The sequence below is a fragment of the Enterococcus sp. AAFC-DPL-6103 genome (assembly GCF_058216595.1).
The window spans coordinates 2430357-2447266 of record NZ_CM177102.1 but is presented as its reverse complement, the minus strand read 5'-3'; the positions used below and the strand labels follow the sequence as shown (position 1 = coordinate 2447266).

Annotated in this window: 19 protein-coding genes; all 19 read left to right on the top strand. The window is 35.1% G+C overall.

Features of this window, described 5'->3' with window-relative positions:
• Positions 1 to 20: 20 nt before the first annotated feature.
• Positions 21 to 890, top strand: a complete 870-nt coding sequence (terS, locus tag AC4BC3_RS11605) for a phage terminase small subunit (protein WP_490466578.1) — start codon at positions 21 to 23, stop codon at positions 888 to 890.
• On the top strand, positions 871 to 2166 hold the full coding sequence (locus AC4BC3_RS11600) for a PBSX family phage terminase large subunit (RefSeq protein WP_490466577.1): 1296 nt from the start codon (positions 871 to 873) through the stop codon (positions 2164 to 2166). Before terS ends, AC4BC3_RS11600 begins: the two co-directional genes overlap by 20 nt.
• The gene (locus AC4BC3_RS11595; RefSeq protein ID WP_490466576.1) at positions 2166 to 3650 is read left to right on the top strand and encodes a phage portal protein; all 1485 of its coding nucleotides are present in this window, start codon (positions 2166 to 2168) and stop codon (positions 3648 to 3650) included. Before AC4BC3_RS11600 ends, AC4BC3_RS11595 begins: the two co-directional genes overlap by 1 nt.
• The gene (locus tag AC4BC3_RS11590; protein WP_490466575.1) at positions 3643 to 4578 is read left to right on the top strand and encodes a minor capsid protein; all 936 of its coding nucleotides are present in this window, start codon (positions 3643 to 3645) and stop codon (positions 4576 to 4578) included. The genes AC4BC3_RS11595 and AC4BC3_RS11590 overlap by 8 nt, the downstream gene beginning before the upstream one ends.
• Positions 4579 to 4690: 112 nt before the next feature.
• Entirely contained in the window at positions 4691 to 5305 is a 615-nt protein-coding gene (locus AC4BC3_RS11585; RefSeq protein ID WP_490466574.1) for a hypothetical protein, read from the top strand.
• Between the two features lie 13 nt (positions 5306 to 5318).
• Positions 5319 to 6215 (top strand): capsid protein, encoded by an 897-nt coding sequence (locus AC4BC3_RS11580; RefSeq protein WP_490466573.1) that lies wholly within the window; start codon positions 5319 to 5321, stop codon positions 6213 to 6215.
• A 73-nt stretch (positions 6216 to 6288) separates the two neighbouring features.
• The gene (locus tag AC4BC3_RS11575) at positions 6289 to 6621 is read left to right on the top strand and encodes a phage head-tail connector protein (RefSeq protein ID WP_490466572.1); all 333 of its coding nucleotides are present in this window, start codon (positions 6289 to 6291) and stop codon (positions 6619 to 6621) included.
• The gene (locus AC4BC3_RS11570) at positions 6618 to 6893 is read left to right on the top strand and encodes a hypothetical protein (protein WP_490466571.1); all 276 of its coding nucleotides are present in this window, start codon (positions 6618 to 6620) and stop codon (positions 6891 to 6893) included. The genes AC4BC3_RS11575 and AC4BC3_RS11570 overlap by 4 nt, the downstream gene beginning before the upstream one ends.
• Positions 6890 to 7228 (top strand): HK97-gp10 family putative phage morphogenesis protein, encoded by a 339-nt coding sequence (locus AC4BC3_RS11565; RefSeq protein ID WP_490466570.1) that lies wholly within the window; start codon positions 6890 to 6892, stop codon positions 7226 to 7228. Before AC4BC3_RS11570 ends, AC4BC3_RS11565 begins: the two co-directional genes overlap by 4 nt.
• On the top strand, positions 7225 to 7617 hold the full coding sequence (locus tag AC4BC3_RS11560; RefSeq protein WP_490466569.1) for a tail completion protein gp17: 393 nt from the start codon (positions 7225 to 7227) through the stop codon (positions 7615 to 7617). The genes AC4BC3_RS11565 and AC4BC3_RS11560 overlap by 4 nt, the downstream gene beginning before the upstream one ends.
• Positions 7618 to 7635: 18 nt before the next feature.
• Positions 7636 to 8241 carry a phage major tail protein, TP901-1 family gene (locus tag AC4BC3_RS11555; protein ID WP_490466568.1) on the top strand — a complete coding sequence of 202 codons (606 nt, stop codon included), beginning with the start codon at positions 7636 to 7638 and terminating at the stop codon, positions 8239 to 8241.
• 2 nt (positions 8242 to 8243) lie between these two features.
• Positions 8244 to 8426: a hypothetical protein gene (locus AC4BC3_RS11550; RefSeq protein ID WP_490466567.1), complete on the top strand. Its 183-nt coding sequence runs from the start codon at positions 8244 to 8246 to the stop codon at positions 8424 to 8426.
• Between the two features lie 47 nt (positions 8427 to 8473).
• Positions 8474 to 9046 (top strand): immunoglobulin-like domain-containing protein, encoded by a 573-nt coding sequence (locus AC4BC3_RS11545; protein ID WP_490466566.1) that lies wholly within the window; start codon positions 8474 to 8476, stop codon positions 9044 to 9046.
• A 50-nt stretch (positions 9047 to 9096) separates the two neighbouring features.
• Positions 9097 to 9504 (top strand): tail assembly chaperone, encoded by a 408-nt coding sequence (locus AC4BC3_RS11540; protein WP_490466565.1) that lies wholly within the window; start codon positions 9097 to 9099, stop codon positions 9502 to 9504.
• A gap of 68 nt (positions 9505 to 9572) precedes the next feature.
• A complete protein-coding gene (locus AC4BC3_RS11535) occupies positions 9573 to 9878 on the top strand; it encodes a hypothetical protein (protein ID WP_490466564.1) in 306 nt (101 codons plus the stop codon).
• Positions 9865 to 13998 (top strand): tape measure protein, encoded by a 4134-nt coding sequence (locus tag AC4BC3_RS11530; RefSeq protein ID WP_490466563.1) that lies wholly within the window; start codon positions 9865 to 9867, stop codon positions 13996 to 13998. The genes AC4BC3_RS11535 and AC4BC3_RS11530 overlap by 14 nt, the downstream gene beginning before the upstream one ends.
• A complete protein-coding gene (locus AC4BC3_RS11525; protein ID WP_490466562.1) occupies positions 13995 to 14717 on the top strand; it encodes a phage tail family protein in 723 nt (240 codons plus the stop codon). The genes AC4BC3_RS11530 and AC4BC3_RS11525 overlap by 4 nt, the downstream gene beginning before the upstream one ends.
• Positions 14717 to 16165 (top strand): phage tail spike protein, encoded by a 1449-nt coding sequence (locus AC4BC3_RS11520; RefSeq protein ID WP_490466561.1) that lies wholly within the window; start codon positions 14717 to 14719, stop codon positions 16163 to 16165. The genes AC4BC3_RS11525 and AC4BC3_RS11520 overlap by 1 nt, the downstream gene beginning before the upstream one ends.
• Positions 16166 to 16176: 11 nt before the next feature.
• The gene (locus tag AC4BC3_RS11515; RefSeq protein WP_490466560.1) at positions 16177 to 16908 is read left to right on the top strand and encodes a hypothetical protein; all 732 of its coding nucleotides are present in this window, start codon (positions 16177 to 16179) and stop codon (positions 16906 to 16908) included.
• The last annotated feature ends 2 nt before the right edge of the window (positions 16909 to 16910 follow it).

Genomic DNA, 16910 nt, shown 5'->3' with positions numbered 1-16910 from the left:
TGTGAGGTGGTGTGGTTTGAATGGCAAGGCAACGCGATCCAAGACGTGATAAAGCTTTCGAATTGTTTAAAAAGTCTAATGGAACAATAACTAATCGAGAAATTTCTGAAAAGTTATCTGTCCCAGAAAAAACTATTTCAGCATGGAAATCACGTGACAAATGGAATGAAGTACTGCAAAAAGATGAATGTAGTACTTCAAATAATCCTTGTAGTACTACAAATAAAGGTGGCGCACCTATTGGCAATCAAAATGCCAGAGGGAATAAAGGCAATAGCCGAGCATCACCTCCAGTAGGGAACAAGAACGCTTTGAAAACTGGTGAGTATGAAACCATATTTTTTGAGACACTAAGTGATGAAGAGAAGGACATCTATTCTAGTCTGAATGATGATCCTTCTTTTGTTTTGTCTGAAGAAATACGTCTACTTAAGATAAGACAATTTCGTATGATGAAGAGAATCCAGCAAGCCGAGGCTGGTTTAAACGATGAAGAAATCGAACGTCTGCAACAGTTAAGGAAAATCAAAACGCCGATTGAAAAAGACGGTAAAAAGCTAGAAATTAAACGAGAGGTTATGCAAGATGTTCAAGTTAGCAGAAAAACACATCGTAAAATTGATGACATTCTTTCAATTGAAGATTCATTAACTCGGATTAGCAAGCAGTTAGCTAAAGCTATTAAGCAGTTAGAAGATATTACATTGAACGAAACTAGAAGAGGTTTACTTGAACGACAAACCGAAAAGATTTCTGCTGAAATTAGACGTCTACAAATTCAAAATGGTGATATTAGCCATGAAGAAATTGGAGATGATGGTTTCATGAATGCTATTAAAGAAACTGCAACTGATAGTGAGGTGTGGGACGATGACAACATCGAAACGTAGACCTAAAACGTCAGTTGTTTTTAAATTTACCCCTTTTTCTAAGAAACAAAAGCAAGTTTTATCTTGGTGGGAAAACCCTAAATATAAAGATAAAGAAGCAATCATTTGTGATGGTTCTGTACGTGCAGGTAAAACAGTTATTATGTCGTTGTCATATATCTTTTGGGCAATGGAAAGTTACGATGAAGAACAGTTTGGAATGGCTGGCAAAACGATTGGGTCATTAAGACGTAATGTGATTAGACCATTAAAGAAAATGCTTCGCGGTCGTGGCTATGCTGTTAAAGACAACCGCACAGACAATATTTTGGAAATCATCAAAAATGGTAAGACAAACTATTTCTTTTTATTTGGTGGTAAAGATGAAGCATCACAAGATTTAGTACAAGGTTTAACAGCTGCAGGGTTCTTTTTTGATGAAGTAGCCCTTATGCCTCAATCATTCGTTAACCAAGCGACAGCTCGTCTATCAGTAGAGGGCGCTAAGTCATGGTTTAACTGTAACCCAGCAGGTCCACATCACTGGTTTAAATTAGAATGGATTGACAAGCTAACTGAAAAACATGCTATTCGGATTCATTTTGAAATGGAAGATAATCCTTCTTTAAGCGCAAAAGTAATTGATCGCTATAAGAGAATGTATTCAGGCGTGTTCTACGATCGTTTTATTCGCGGGCTGTGGGTACTTTCAGAAGGAATTATTTTTGATAACTTCAATAAAGATACGATGGTTAAGGAACCTCCTGCAAATACAACAGCAACTCAATACTATGTGTCTATAGACTATGGTACACAAAATGCCACAGTCTTTTTATTATGGGCTAAATATGATAAGCAATGGTATTGCATTGATGAGTATTATTATTCAGGTCGTGATTCATCGAGACAAAAAACAGATGAAGAATACAGTAGAGAATTAAGAGAGTTTGTTGGAAATAAAAAAGTAAAAGTTATTGTCGATCCATCCGCTGCATCTTTTATTGCACAGTTGAGAAAAGAGGGATTTACAGTAATAAAAGCGAAGAATAATGTTTTAGATGGTATTAGGGCAACACAAGTTGCAATGAATAAAGGAACTATCTATTTTTCAAGTAAATGTAAAAATTTATTTACAGAAATTTCTTCTTATATTTGGGATGAAAAAGCAGCCGATAGAGGTGAGGATAAGCCAGTTAAACAATACGATCACGCTTGTGATGCATTGAGATATTTTGTATATACAGTAATTTTCAAAGCTCAAGGTATTAAATTACAAAGTGTAAAGGGGGTTATTTGATGACAGAAGAAGTAAGTAGACCAAACACTGAGGGGAAAATACGTGAATTCGTTGACCTTTTAGGAAATCGTGTATTTTATTGTGATAAAAACGCAGAGATTAATGAACAGTTAGTGGACAAATATATCAATAAGCATCGAAAACTAATCGGATTTTACGAGGAGCTGGAAAAGCTCTACAACGGTCAACATGACATTTATTATCAAAAAAACAAAGGGATTGGAAAACCTGATCATAGAATTGCGGTTAATTTTGCGCGTTATGTTGTAGATAGTTCCGCAGCTTTCTTTAACGGTAAACCAACAAAGATTACTCATCCTGATGGTGAGATAAAAGAATTTGTCCAAGATTTTCGTAAAAGAAACGAGGAAGAAGACAACGATGCAGAGCTTTCTAAGCTAACTGCTATTTATGGACATGCTTATAAGCTTTTATATCAAAACGAAGAAGCAGAAACATGTGTGACATATCTAAAACCTACACAAGGGTTTATCGTTTATGCAGATGATTTATTAAAAGCACCTATGTTTGCAGTTCTATATAACAAAATGACAAGAGATGAACTAACAGCGACTGTTTACCCACAAAATAGCACAGAGACGTTTATTTTTACGAAGGACAAGACTTCCAAACGATTGGAGCCTAAACAAGGACTAACTGTTTTTCAGAAAGCTTTGTCATATTTACTAGGTGGAAAAGAGGCAATCACTAATCCATACGGTGAAGTTCCTATGATTGAGTTTATGGAAAATGATGAACGACAAGGACGTATTGAATCGGTGTGGTCTCTGATTAACAATTACAATGAAGCCTTATCAGAAAAAGCAAATGACGTGAGTTATTTTGCAGATGCCTACTTAAAAATGATAGGTGTAGATTTATCGAACGAAGATGTTTCTGCTTATTTGCGTGACAACAGAGTGATTAACAGCGCTACACCTTTATCTGAAGGAGAAACCGTAGACATTAATTTTTTGGATAAACCTAGTTCTGATACGACACAAGAAAATTTATTAGATCGACTAGAACGTCTGATTTATCAAATGTCGATGACTTACAACGCAAATGATGAAAGTTTCAGCAATAATGCTTCAGGTATCTCGTTAGAATTTAAAATGCAAAATCCTAGAAATCTAGCACAAGCGAAAGCTAGAAAATTCAAAAAAGGATATGCACAAATGTATAAAATGATTTTTTCATTACCTACGAATGTGTCTGCAGCCAAAACAAAGGAATGGTTTAATTTAGAATATAATTTTGAATTCAATATTCCTAGAAATATTAGAGATGAGGCAGAAACCGCACAAAAACTTGAAGGTATCGTTTCAAGAGAAACGCAATTAGGCGTATTATCGATTGTCCCTGACGTGACTCAAGAAATGGAGCGTATAAAAGATGAAGAGACGAAAGAACGTTTAAATCCTCAAATTGATTTTGCAAAATTTACTCAAACTACGGAGGAAGTGACCGAAGAACATGAGTAATTATTGGGCTGATCGTGAAGCGAAACATATTGAAGAAATGTTAAGACGGCACATAAGTTATGAACAGGAAATTCACAGACGTTATAAACAATTGTGGGTAAAGATAGAATCAGAAATAGAACAATTCTATTCAAATTATGCTGGAAGGGAAAAAATTTCTATTGAAGAAGCAAAACGACGTGTAAGTAAACATGAAGTTCAGGCTTTTGCTAATAAAGCAAAATTCTATGTACAAACTAGAGATTTTTCAAAAGAAGCAAATGATCAGCTCCGGTTATATAACTTAACAATGAAGGTAAATCGCTTAGAATTGTTGAAATCAAGTATTGGCATCTATTTAACCGATAATACAAATCAACTACAGACTTATTTTAATAATCAGTTGATGAGTGAAGCAGTTGCAGAATTCAAACGACAAGCAGGAATTTTGGGTGAGTCAATTCTTTCTGAAGAAACTTATCGAAAATTTGCGAAAGCAATTATTGATGGTTCATTTCATAATGCGACATTTTCACAGCGTTTGTGGTTGAATCAAGATATTTTAAAAGCAAATATTGATCGATTGCTTACAGTTGGTTTAATTGCAGGCAAACATCCTGATATTTTAGCTAGAGAATTACGTAAATTAGTAGTAATTGATAGTTTGAGAGGAAAAGAGACTGCAGATTATGTGGCTAGAAGATTAATGATTAGTGAGTCTTCTAGAATTCAAAGCGAGATACAAAAGCAAAGTTACGAAAAGTACGGGTATGATGAATATAATCTAATCGTAGAGCCAAGCGCTTGTCCAATTTGTGTAGGAATAGCAAGTGCCAACCCACATAAAGTTTCAGAAATGATCGCAGGAAGCAATGCAAGTCCTATTCATAACTGGTGTCGGTGTAGCACTGCGCCAGCATATAAAGATGAAAAGTCTAACAAACGTTAGTCTTTTTTTATTGCCTTCTTACTGCTTACAGGCGTTAAAGAGGAAGCTGTTTCGATTGATAGGCGTAACTTATTAAATTTCGATTGGTCACGTAATGACTGGAGGAAACAAAATGAAAGCCAATAAACGTTTATTATTACCGATGAAACTACAATTTTTCGCGGATGATTCAAATCCTAATGGTCAAAATCATGATGATCAAAATAGAGGTTCTCAGAATCAAGAAGATGAAAATCCAGACGGAAAAGAAACAGGAAAAACCTTTACTCGTGATGATGTTGCCAAGATGGTTGCAGCAGAAACTAAAAAAGCGGTGGAGCAAGCAAAATCTGACTGGGAAAAGCAAAAATCTTACGAGCAAATGACTGCGGAAGAACGTATTAAGGCAAAAGAACAAGAAGCTACAGAAAAAGAAGCGCTAGCGGAAAAACGAGAAAAGGAAGCACAAGCTCGTATTGACCGTTTAACGCGTGCTGAGTCTGTCCGCAATGATTTATCCGAAAACGGACTTTCCGACTACGTAAGTGCTTCACAAGCCGATTTGTTGCTTGTGAAAGATACAGATGAGGATACAAAGAAAGCAGTAGATGAATTAAAACAAATTATTTCAAAAGCAAGAGACGGTATCCAAAAAGAATTATTAAAAGGTCAAGCAGTAAATGTTGCTACAGTAACGAAAGAAACTGATTGGCGCAGTAATTTAGCTAAAAATTTAGAAAAGAAATAGGAGATGAAAAATTATGCCAGTTATTTTAGATAGCAAAGACTTAAAAGAAATTGATAAAGAATTTGCTTCAGGTTCGCAAGTCTGGGATTTATTAAAAGGTGGAGCTTCTGCAGTAACTGAAGCGGATTTTGTAGGTGCAAAAGAAGTCCGTATCAACAAAATGAAAGGTTTTACTGCTAGTGATTATAAACGTAATGAAGACAATAAACGTTCAAAAATTGACGTAGCAAAAGAAACGTTCAAATTAGAGAAAGAACGTTGGTTTGGTTATGATTTAGACACCTTAGATCAATCAGAAAATGCTTCCTACGAAGTTCAAGCGCTTGTGGAAGAGCATACTCGTTTAATTGCGATTCCTGAAAAAGATCGAACTGCTGTACAACGCTTATTAGAAGCGGCATTTGCTGATGCTGCGGATGATGATAGCGAAGGGAAATACGTTGGAAAAACGGTAAAAGAAACCATTACTACGGAAAACTCTTTGGTTTCTTATGATACGGCAGAAGCCTACATGACAGATGCAGAAATTGTTGGTCCGTTTATTATGTTTGCATCTACTGACTACTATTCAGCATTAAAAAACGCAAAAGGTGTTTCAAAAACATTTACTACGAATGAGCAACAAATTTCAGGTATTAACCGTAAAGTTGCGCAGTTAGACGGTTCAGATACTATTATTCAAAAAGTTGCAAAATCTCGTTTGCAGGTAGATTCTACAAAGAAAATTAATTATATTCTTGTTCCTTTGGAGGTTTGTTCGCCAGTTGAAAAATACAACTCTATTGATCTAATTCCAGCTTCACAAGACCGTGACGGCTACAGAGATACCATCAAAGGATTAAACTATTACGATGCTATCGTAACTGAAAAAGCTCGCCCTGCCATTTACGTCTCTTACGATTCAAAGTAAGCGCCCCGACCGTTAAAAAGGTAACAACAACGGTAGATGGGGCAGTTATTGAAGTAGAATAGTAGGTGAAAAAATGAACCTTAATGATTTCCGCCTTTTATTAGATATTTCAGAAGAAACATTTAATAAAGATAAAGAAAAAATCAGAAAAATTATAGAAATGACTGAAAAACAGTTGCTTATAAAGCTTAAAGCTAATGAGATTCCCGATAAACTAGATTACATCGTGTCTGCTGTAGTGGTTAAACGATATAATCGGTTGGGGTATGAAGGAATGGAACAACATTCCCAGTCAGAAGAAACCATTTCCTATAATTTAGATGATTTTGGAGAATTTCAAAGTGAAATCAATGATTATCTTGAAGAAAAAGGACTAACTAGAAAAAGAAAGGTATCATTTTTATGAGAACCTGTATTAATTATTACAACAAAAAACATGAATTGATTTCGGAAAACTTGATAGGTAGTGTAACCGAAGTTGGAACAGAAAAACAAATGACCATTTTTCCTACTGTAAAGGAGCAAATGGTCATTTTTCGTTTTAGAGATCGGATTACGATGCGATCTGGTTTTCTTGAATATTATGACGATGAAGAAAATAAATTAAAAAAATTTACGATTGTCAAAAACCTAAAAGTCAGTAAAGGAACAACAGTGTACGGAAGTGAGTATCGATGACTTACCGAGTAGATATTTCAGGAATTGACGATTTAATCGAAACAATTGAAGAAGCAAAAAAGATGGACGATGTAAAAGCAATTGTAAAAAATGATACTGCCTATATGGCAAATCAAATTGCAAAAGAAACACCAGTCAAAAGTGGATACTTAAAACGAAGTGAGACACCTTCTATTAAAGATGACGGAATGACTGGCGAAGTCGAAGCAATGGCTGATTATTCACCCTATGTAGAGTATGGAACGCGTTATATGTACGGACGTTTCTATATGAAAAAAGGGCATGCGGCAGCTGCTAAGAGATTCATCAACGATATGGAGGCGTTAGTAAAATGACCTTTAAAGACCCGTATTCTGAATTTTACGAAGCACTATTTGTCATTTTGGAGCAAGCAGGCTATGAAACCTATGCACATTTACCAGATGATGAAGCTTCTTATCCGTTTGTTTTCTTAGGTGAACAATGGTCTAAGGATAGACAAACAAAAACAAGAACGTTAGGTTCAACAAATATTATAATTCATGTTTATGATCATGACGATAAACGACGAGAATTAAATCAATTATTATCAAATGTGCGAAAAATCGTTTATGAATTACGTCAGACTAAGAATTTTACTTGGTTAGTAACAGAAAGTAGTACAGAGATCATTTATGAAAATACAACAAATTTTGGGACGAATCTTGCACATGGCGTACTTGATATAACATTAGAATTTGAATAAGAAAGAAGGAAAAACGCGATGGAAAAAGCAACTCAAGGTAAAAAAATCAAATTGATGTTTCGGCTAACCCGTGAACGTGCAACAACAGCAGCAAAGTTGCTAGCTTTAGAAATTTCACACGAATATAAGTCAGAAACAAAAACAGACACGCAATCAACGAAAGACGGAAATGTTCCTACATCGGGAATGCCGTCAGCTTCTATTGAAATGGAATTTTTACGAACAGGTACAGAAACCTATAACATGTTGAAATACGCTTATCGTAACGGTTTAGAAATTGATGTATGGCGCATTAATTTTGATAAAAAAGATCCAAAAACAGGAAAATATGAAGCAGAATTCGGCACAGGTTTGTTGGACTCATTTGGAGATTCTGCAGAATCTGATTCGAATTCAAGTATCAAACCTACATTAGTTTTAAATGGTGATTTAGTAGATGGATGGGCAACGGTTGATACTGAAAACGAAGAACTTGCACGTGCTTTCTTCTATGACACAGTGGCTGGAGCAGAACCAGAAGAACCAGTAGAAAAATACACCCCACAAACAATTGAAGTGCCTAAAGTTGAAAGTGTAACGCCGACATCAGATGGTGCTGTTGTAAAAGTGAAGGAGGAAGAATAATCATGGCAAATAATTATCGTATTTATAAAGGTAGTGAAAAAGTGGTCGAAGGAGCAAGTCCATTAACAATTACTGGACTTAGTGCGGGAGCAAAAGTAACAGCAGGAACGTATCATATTGTACGTGTGCAAGATGATAAAGAATCTGAAAAAGTAGCTATTCCTGCTTTTACTGTACAATCATGACATTCTTTTATGAATATGATAGATAGAGCGGAAGTGAGGTGATTAAAATGAGCGGATTTTTTGAAAAGTTTCGAATCTATAAAAAAGCGGGAAGAGTTTTGGTAAGTGAAGGAGGCTCACCACTACGAATTTCTAAAATATTATCAAATACGTCGATAGCAACTGGTGAGTACATTTTAGTTGGCGTTTATACTATAAACGGTAAAGAAAAAGAAACTGTAGAAATAGAGATTCCATCATTTAAAACAGGTCTGATTACTCCAGATGTTTACTCTATAGGTAGTAATTACGTTACAGGAAAATATGAAGGGATAACGCCAAACAAAATCAGTTTAATTGTAAATGATGAAAGGCAACAAATAGTAAAACTATCAGAAGAATTAACTTCTAAAAAACAGTTTAGGTATTATAAACAGGGGATTAAGACTTCTGATCGAGTAAAAGTTACTTTATATTATGAACATTTAGAATTAGGTACTTCTGATGTTGTATTACAATCTGCTTACTCTATGAATATGACTGCTAATGAAATGAAAGCTAAATTAGATGAAAAAAACATAGAATATAAAACATCTGATACAAAAGAAACACTTTTATCATTACTACAGAAAAATGAATAAATAATTAGGAAGATCTAGTATAGGTCTTCCTTTTTTAGGAGGAATTTTGCATGTCAACAAACGTAAAACCAGTCGCGACAATTAACGGAAAAAAATATCCTTTGATTTTTGGCTTTAAATTTTTAAATGAACTTAACGCTTTAAAACCAGATGTTGAAGAAGTTGATGGCTTTGTTCAACTGATCGGAGGGTTACAAGATGGCGATGCTTTCGCTTTTCAAAAATTAATGCACGCAGCTTTAATTACTTACGATGACTTAACAACGAAAGAAATTGACGATTATTTAGAAACATCAGACGAGGTCTTAACGTTGTTTGAAAATTTTATCTCTTTCTTGAAGCAAGCACCGTTAACAGCTCTTCGGACGAAAAAAGCACTAGAAGCAATCGAAAAAATCATGGATTACATGGAACAGATGGAGCAAATGGAAGCCAATCAACAAGAAACGACAGCTTAGATTATGACGAAATAGTTGTCACTTGTTTTCAACATTTTCCCAATATCACCTTAAAAGAAATTGAGCGTATGACTCCTTATGAATTTAATTTACGGATAAAAGCTGTAAATTTACGTGCAATTAACGAAGAAAGGAAGCTATACGTTAATGCGTTAGCTACCCGTCTCTTTACAACACCAGATGAAAAAGGTCAACGCTACATTTTTAACGAAGTGAAAGATGTCTATGATTTTGAAAAGCTTGAACGTGATGTGCGAGGAGAAATTTTGCAACGAGAAACGGAAAAGCTAAATGAATTAGAAGAAAACGCTCGCCGACTAGAGCTAGCAAGAAAAATTGTTGGGGAAAGGAGGAGACAACGTGGCACAAAGTAAATCAGTAGCAGCAATACTTACAGCTCGTGACAAAGGTTTTACGAGAACGATGAACAGCGCTGTAGGTTCATTGAAAAGATTTTCTGCTGGAACTTCAGGATTGTCAGGTCAAGTATCTAAAGTAAGAAGCAGTTTTGGCTCAATAGTTAGTGCAATAGGTATTTACAAAGCTGCTAGCTTAGCAGCAACTACTGTAACTAATAGTTTTACAGGAGCCATTAGCCGATATGATACTATGAATAACTTTCCTAAAGTTATGAAACAGTTAGGATTTAGTGCAGAAGAATCTACAAAGGCTGTAAATGATTTATCAAAAGGTGTTCAAGGATTACCTACTCCGTTGAATGAGGTCGTATCTACTGCGCAACGGTTGACTGTGTTAACAGGAAACTTAGGTAAATCTACGAAGTTAACCATTGCATTAAATGATGCTTTCCTAGCTTCTGGCTCAAGTAGTGCGGATGCTTCTCGAGGATTACAACAATTTACTCAAATGTTAGCAGTAGGAAAAGTAGATATGATGGCTTGGCGCACGCTTCAAGAAACAATGCCTATCGCATTAACAAAGACCGCTAACGCTTTTGGATTCGCAGGACAATCTGCTCAAACAGATTTTTATGATGCTTTGAAAGAAGGAACGATTACATTTGACCAATTTGCTGATAAATTAATTGAACTTGATGGAGGAGCAAATGGTTTTGCGGCAATGGCACGTTCTGCTACAGATGGTATGGCGATGGCAATGTCTAATGCTAAGACAGCAGTAGTACGTGGAGTAACACGCTCAATTGAAGCTTTTGATAAGTTCAATAAAGCTGTGGGCGGAATGACTGCAGCAGAATTGATTACGACAGCAGGTGCTACTATAGAAAGTGTATTGAAGAAAGCGGCAACCAGTTTTGAAAATTTTGCTTCTATTGCTAAACCTTATATTGATGTAGTTAAAAATTCTTTTACAGAAGTTGCTCCTGTTGTAAAAAGTGCATTATCTAGTGTAGTAGGCGAACTTACTAATTCTAGCAGAAATTTTTTAGAGTCTTCTAGTACGGTTGATAAATTCAAATCTATCGTAGATCAGGGTTCAAATACAATTGTTCAATTCTCAACTTATGTTCAAGAAAACGCTGATAAAATAGCAGATTATGCCAAAAAAGCAATAAAATTATGGAGTGCTTTTAAAGGTTATACAATTCTAAAAAATGTAACAGGAGAAATTGTTAATTTCTCTAGAAATGTTTCAGGAGCCTTAGCCAAGGTATTTAGCGCATCGACTAAACTTGATAGTCAATGGAGAAACTTTGTGTTAAATCCTCTATTACGAGCAATATCATCAGGAAGCAATACAATTAAAGCTCAAATGCTTGTATTTTCTGATTCGTTTAAGGGGAGTCTGGCTTCTTTAAAAAGCCAGACAGAATTTAACGCTGTTCGTAGAGGATTTATGTCTATAAAAAGCGCTTTATCTGAAACTTTTCCTACGTTTTCTAAGTTTGCTTCAAGCGTGAGACACCCTATAGTTTCGCTAACAAATTTATCAACTTCTGCTGGAAAATCAGGTACTATTTTATCGGGATTAGGTGTATCTGTTTCGATGGGAACGAAAAAAATTGGTAATGGTTTTAAAACAATGTCTCTTACAGCTATTAAATCCATGGGAAGATTAACAATGGCTATGTTAAGTAATCCTATAACAGCTATCCTATTAGCGATAACCACAACAATAGTCGGTGTAGTGCAAGCTTGGAAGTCCAATTTTATGAACATTCAAGGCTATTTAAAAACTGCATTTGGTGGAATAGTAAAATCATTTAAAAGTGTACTTCCTAGTTCTGCGAGTGTTACTAAGACAATAAAAGGATTAGGAAATATATTTAAGTGGTTGGGAACAGGAACTATCGTTGGAGTTACTTTTGCTATTTCAGGTTTTGTAGATGGATTACGTGCTATTGTTACTGTAGGAAAAACGGTAGTAAATGCAATAATGGCAATTGCAAACGGTGTAAAAGGACTTTGGCAAAGATTAAAAGGCGATTCAAAAGGAGCCGATAAATCATTTAAAGATGTGAAGAAAAGTTTATCTGATATCGGAAAAGACTGGGATACAATGTTCTCCGATTCTGCTCTAAAAAAAGCAGCTAAAAGCACAGAAGAATTAGGGAAGAAATCGAAAGACACTACGAAAGCCATGTCCATGAATATGGAAGAGGTATCAAATAGTGTTGAAAATTATTCCTCAAAACTTGATGAAGCTAAACAGGCAATGACTGAACTTTTCTCACAGCAAAATGGTAGTACGGCAGGAGTAGAAGCTTATTTCAATCATACGCTTGATTTAGTGACAAATATAAAAGAGCAACAAAAAAAGGCTGTTGAAACCTATAATAAGCAGATTGAAGCGGCAGAAGGTAAATCGGAAGCTGAAAAACAAAAGATTTTTGCCAATGCTTCAACTGAGTATATGAAGGCTGTTCAATCAAACAATAGCGATCTGTTAAAAGTATATACTGATTACTCCAATCAGTTGAAGAATAGTAAAACGATAGAAGGTCAAGAGTTAACAGATCAGCAACGAGCAACTTTGCAAAATCAAACAAATATCATTCGTGATCAATTAGTAGAGCAACAGAAACAGTTTGTCGAAGCTGGTGTAAATAAGCTGAATAACAACCAAGCGTTAAGTGAACAAGAAAAAGAACAAACTTTATCGAGTCTAAAAACTCTTGGAGAAATTCAAGCACAGCAAGTGCAGGAGAATAATGCACAAATTCAGCAACTGGAGACACAAAAGAACCAAGCAAAAACTGAATCTGAAAAAGCAGCTTTCCAAAACCAAATTACGCAATTACAAACACAGAACGATCAGATACGTCAAAGTGAATTAGAACAAGGAGCGCAGCTTCTAGCGATTATTTCACAAAATGGCGCGAATAAAATATCTGTAACTGCCGACAATCTAGCTCAATTAAAAGGAGTGACAGACCAGCAGCTTTTAGGTATTTATCAATCGTATGTAAACAACGGTGCTAGCATTGACCAACAAATGGCTTTAATAGCTGGAATGTTACGTCAACGAGGAATTGATGGTTCTAACGGACTAGTTCAAGGGTTGCAAAGTAATGATCCTAAATTATGGGCAAATATGTCGAAGAATGACATTGTTAACACTTTGCAAGCATTGCCACCAGCTTTGTTTAAAAATGGTCAGGATGGAAAAAACAAATTAGTTGAAGGATTAAATTCAGGACGTATTGAAATCAATAATGTCGGTAAAGAATTAATGAATTCAATGAATACGGGTGTATCTTCTCAAAAGTCTAATTCTGAAAGAACTGCTGCTGAAAATAGTAGTGCGGGTGCAAAAGGAACTAGAAAAAAAGACAGAGAACATGAACAAGCTGGTAAAGGGAACGCTGACAGTAAAAATAAAGGTGTAAGATCTAAAAAATCTGACTCAGAACGTGCAGGAGCTGAACTAGGATCAAGTACCGTAACAGGTATACGTAAAAAAGCTCCTGAGGCTAGAAATGCAGGTAAAACTTTAGGTGATAATTTTGTACAAGGAATATTATCAAAAGTTTCATCAGCTAATAACGCTGGTAGAGAATTAGGTAATGCGATAAAAAGTGGTGCTGGTTCAGTCAACATGACATCTGTCGGTTCTAACATGGCAAAAGGTGTGGCTTCTGGTATTCGGTCAAGCCAAGGTGAAGCTGTGTCTGCTATGCAAAATTTAGTAGCCGCAGTTAATGCAGAAGCACAGAAAAAAGCAAAGATTAAATCGCCATCACGTCTATTGAAATATGACGTTGGTGTTTTCCTTGCACGGGGTGTTGCAGAAGGTATTAAGGAGGACACGTCAGTTGCTGTTCAAAGTGCAAGAGATATGATTTCAAGAATTCATCATTCTATCACGGGGAGTCGCTTGATGAAACGATCAAATGCAATTGAGATAAAACATTCTATAGATAATACGCCAATGAATAAAATGGTAGAAATCTTAGAAGAGATACGTCATTTAACCGTTGTTATGGATACTGGACAAGTAGTGGGAGCACTGGGTAGCCCGATGAATCTTAATTTAGCAGAACAACAAAAGCAAGATGGGAGGTATCGTAGTTGATTGAAATTGTAGAATATATGGCTAAAGGTCGTTTTAATAGTAAAGAACATGGTTTCTACATTATTGAACACGATGCTCCTTCTGCGGAAGAAGTAGAGATCATTGAGCAAATTCCTTTTATGCAAGGGCAATATGATTTTTCAATGTTAACTGGTGAGCGAATTTTCAATAATCGCATTGTTACAGTTACTTTTTGGCGACCAAATACGCCTTACGAAGAACGTAAGGCGTTAGAATCCCAAGTTAAAGAAGAACTTATGCTACAAGGAATTGATTACATTGAAGATTCTTGGTTGCGTTCAGGTCTCAGGTGGTACGGTAAGTGTAAAAGTATAAAACCAGAAGATGATGCTTCAACTAATTCTTTAACTTTGACTGTTGAATTTGATGTTTATCCTTTTGCTTTAAGAGATAATATCTCTCATTCAGATGTATTTGATGAGGATTTTTTCACTGATGATAGTGTAGATAACTGGACAGGTTACTATATTCACGGAAAAAGAAACATTCTGCTTATAAATATCGGGGCTAATGCTTCAAGTCCTACAATAAAAGCAACCTCGATGATGAAAATTATAACTGATGATCAAACTATGATTAATGTTCCAAAAGGAGAGTCTCAAGATTACTTCTTTAAATTGAAAAAGGGAATCAATCATTTAACCATTTTTGGCGAAGGTCATATCTCGTTCTTTATGTCTAGTGAGGTGATGGTTTAATGTATCGTGTATTACTATACGACAATCCTAACCGTCTAAATCCAAAAATTGTTCACGAGCCTTATAGCTACGGTGAAAAAATTAAGGAGAATGAAGTTTATCTATCTTTAAACGGATTAGGAATTTCTACGTTTGAATTTACATTCAACATTAACAACAAATACTATCAAAAGATAGAGCCTATTGTTAATTTTATTCAAATTATAGATGTTGTACGAGAACAAGAAATTTTTTATGGTCGAGTAGCTAAAATAACAAATAAAATGGATGCATCAGGGAGCTTTTCTCAGTCTTTCCTTGTGGAAGATGAGAAAGCTTTTTTATATGATTCTGTGCAAACATATATGAAGCCGACTCGAATGACTGTCAGAGATTATTTACAAAAAATAATTGATACTCATAATAAACAAGTGGAAGCTTATAAAAGGTTTAAGTTAGGTAATGTTGACATAATAGATAATGGTGATCTATTAAGGGGGCTAGGCTATCAAAGTACAGCAGAAACAATCAAAGAAAAGCTGTTAGATAGACTAAACGGAAACTTAATTCTTCGACATGTAGGCAACACAAATTACTTAGATTATGTATCGAATTATGGGAATGATAGTGATACCCCATTACAGCTGACAAAAAACCTAAAAAGCGCTACTCGAGATATTGATATTTCAGAACTTTTCACACGAATTGTTCCTGTTGGGCAGGATATCGAAGACAACTCTGAAACAGATATTGAGGTTGGCACAGATTATTCAAGACCCAAATACACAATTGAATCAGTAAATAATGGCAAGAATTATCTTGATGATCCTTCTTTAATTGAAAAATTTGGTTTAAACACAGGAATTGTCGAATTTCCAAATGTAAAAGAACCATCAATTTTAAAAGGAAGAGGTCAGCAGTGGTTAAAAGATCAGAGCCTTATGTTAGTTACATGGGATGTTGAAGCAATTGAATTAGGCTTACTTGATAAGAGATATGAATTAATCACGTTGGGAAATAGCTACAAAGTAGATAATCAATTTCTATATGCGGTAGAAAGGCTACAAGTAATTGAAAAGAAGTTTAGTATTTTAGCACCTCAAAAAGTAACCCTCACAATAGGTTCAAAAAAGAAAAAATTAACAGATTATCAGAATGAAATAAAAACAATTCAATCTAATTTAGTTAATATCAAAGCAAATGCTTCGGCTGGAACACAGTCGATTTCGGATTTAATAAAAAAACAGGAATTATTAAAAAATGAACTATCTCAGCAAAGCAACGAAATAACAAATTTAAGTGAAGGAACTAAAGAGCTATCAGAATCTATTAATTCTATAAAAGAGGGTATAGCTCAAGTTGATAATAATTTAAGTTCTGAAATAACAGATTTAAAAAAATATCGAGAAGATTCTGAGGTCACCATTTCTAGCTTGATCAAACGGGTTGAGGTTTTAGAAAATAAGTGAGGTGAATTTTGTTGACACAAGAATTTAAAGATACACAACCAACTAATGAACCTAACACATCTGTAGACTACCGAGATCCAACAGATGTTGATGAGGTTCAAGATGAAATTAAGTACGGGATTATTGATCCTATTTCAAGGACATTTGCTACATGGATAAGAACTAAGATGTATCGTCGTCATGTGAGAGAATCATTAGCAAGAATGATGGAATATACCAGTGTGTTGTTCAATAAAATTAAGCTTTTAACAGAAAATACCGAGAAACGTCAGTCAGAGATTGAAAAGCGACAAACCATTATTGAAGAAAATTTCAAGAATGTGATTGCTAATGCTACTGTAGATAGCGAGGTAATTAATGCTAGAAGCAGTGAGAAATACGGAGAATTTGAAACTCTAGACGAAAGATTAGAATATATTGAAAAGATTTTGTCGTCTTCTATTCCAGAAGGATTTGACGTAACAATTGAGCATAATTTAGGAGTAAATCCATTAATTGTGGTTAGAACTTGGACATATGGGATTGGTGTAGTTCCCTTAGGGACGGAACCCGAAGGTTTTTTTGGAGGAAGCGCTCCAAATTCTGTGCCGTGTAGTGTCAAACAGATTAGCTCTAACAAATGTGTAGTCACAATACCAAATGACTATAAAACAACATATTTACCGAATAAAATTAACGATAATAAATATCTTATTATTGATGAAGAGAATAATCGATCGATCGTTTTTGATTTATCGATATAGGA

Excerpts from the sequence above, each read along its gene's own strand:
- AC4BC3_RS11560 (WP_490466569.1), top strand. The coding sequence starts at position 7,225 with ATGACCTTTAAAGACCCGTATTCTGAATTTTACGAAGCACTATTTGTC.
- AC4BC3_RS11600 (WP_490466577.1), top strand. The coding sequence starts at position 871 with ATGACAACATCGAAACGTAGACCTAAAACGTCAGTTGTTTTTAAATTT.
- AC4BC3_RS11520 (WP_490466561.1), top strand. The coding sequence starts at position 14,717 with ATGTATCGTGTATTACTATACGACAATCCTAACCGTCTAAATCCAAAA.
- AC4BC3_RS11550 (WP_490466567.1), top strand. The coding sequence starts at position 8,244 with ATGGCAAATAATTATCGTATTTATAAAGGTAGTGAAAAAGTGGTCGAA.
- AC4BC3_RS11565 (WP_490466570.1), top strand. The coding sequence starts at position 6,890 with ATGACTTACCGAGTAGATATTTCAGGAATTGACGATTTAATCGAAACA.
- AC4BC3_RS11585 (WP_490466574.1), top strand. The coding sequence starts at position 4,691 with ATGAAAGCCAATAAACGTTTATTATTACCGATGAAACTACAATTTTTC.
- AC4BC3_RS11555 (WP_490466568.1), top strand. The coding sequence starts at position 7,636 with ATGGAAAAAGCAACTCAAGGTAAAAAAATCAAATTGATGTTTCGGCTA.
- AC4BC3_RS11580 (WP_490466573.1), top strand. The coding sequence starts at position 5,319 with ATGCCAGTTATTTTAGATAGCAAAGACTTAAAAGAAATTGATAAAGAA.
- AC4BC3_RS11545 (WP_490466566.1), top strand. The coding sequence starts at position 8,474 with ATGAGCGGATTTTTTGAAAAGTTTCGAATCTATAAAAAAGCGGGAAGA.
- AC4BC3_RS11595 (WP_490466576.1), top strand. The coding sequence starts at position 2,166 with ATGACAGAAGAAGTAAGTAGACCAAACACTGAGGGGAAAATACGTGAA.
- AC4BC3_RS11570 (WP_490466571.1), top strand. The coding sequence starts at position 6,618 with ATGAGAACCTGTATTAATTATTACAACAAAAAACATGAATTGATTTCG.
- AC4BC3_RS11535 (WP_490466564.1), top strand. The coding sequence starts at position 9,573 with ATGACTCCTTATGAATTTAATTTACGGATAAAAGCTGTAAATTTACGT.
- AC4BC3_RS11540 (WP_490466565.1), top strand. The coding sequence starts at position 9,097 with ATGTCAACAAACGTAAAACCAGTCGCGACAATTAACGGAAAAAAATAT.
- AC4BC3_RS11590 (WP_490466575.1), top strand. The coding sequence starts at position 3,643 with ATGAGTAATTATTGGGCTGATCGTGAAGCGAAACATATTGAAGAAATG.
- AC4BC3_RS11575 (WP_490466572.1), top strand. The coding sequence starts at position 6,289 with ATGAACCTTAATGATTTCCGCCTTTTATTAGATATTTCAGAAGAAACA.
- terS (WP_490466578.1), top strand. The coding sequence starts at position 21 with ATGGCAAGGCAACGCGATCCAAGACGTGATAAAGCTTTCGAATTGTTT.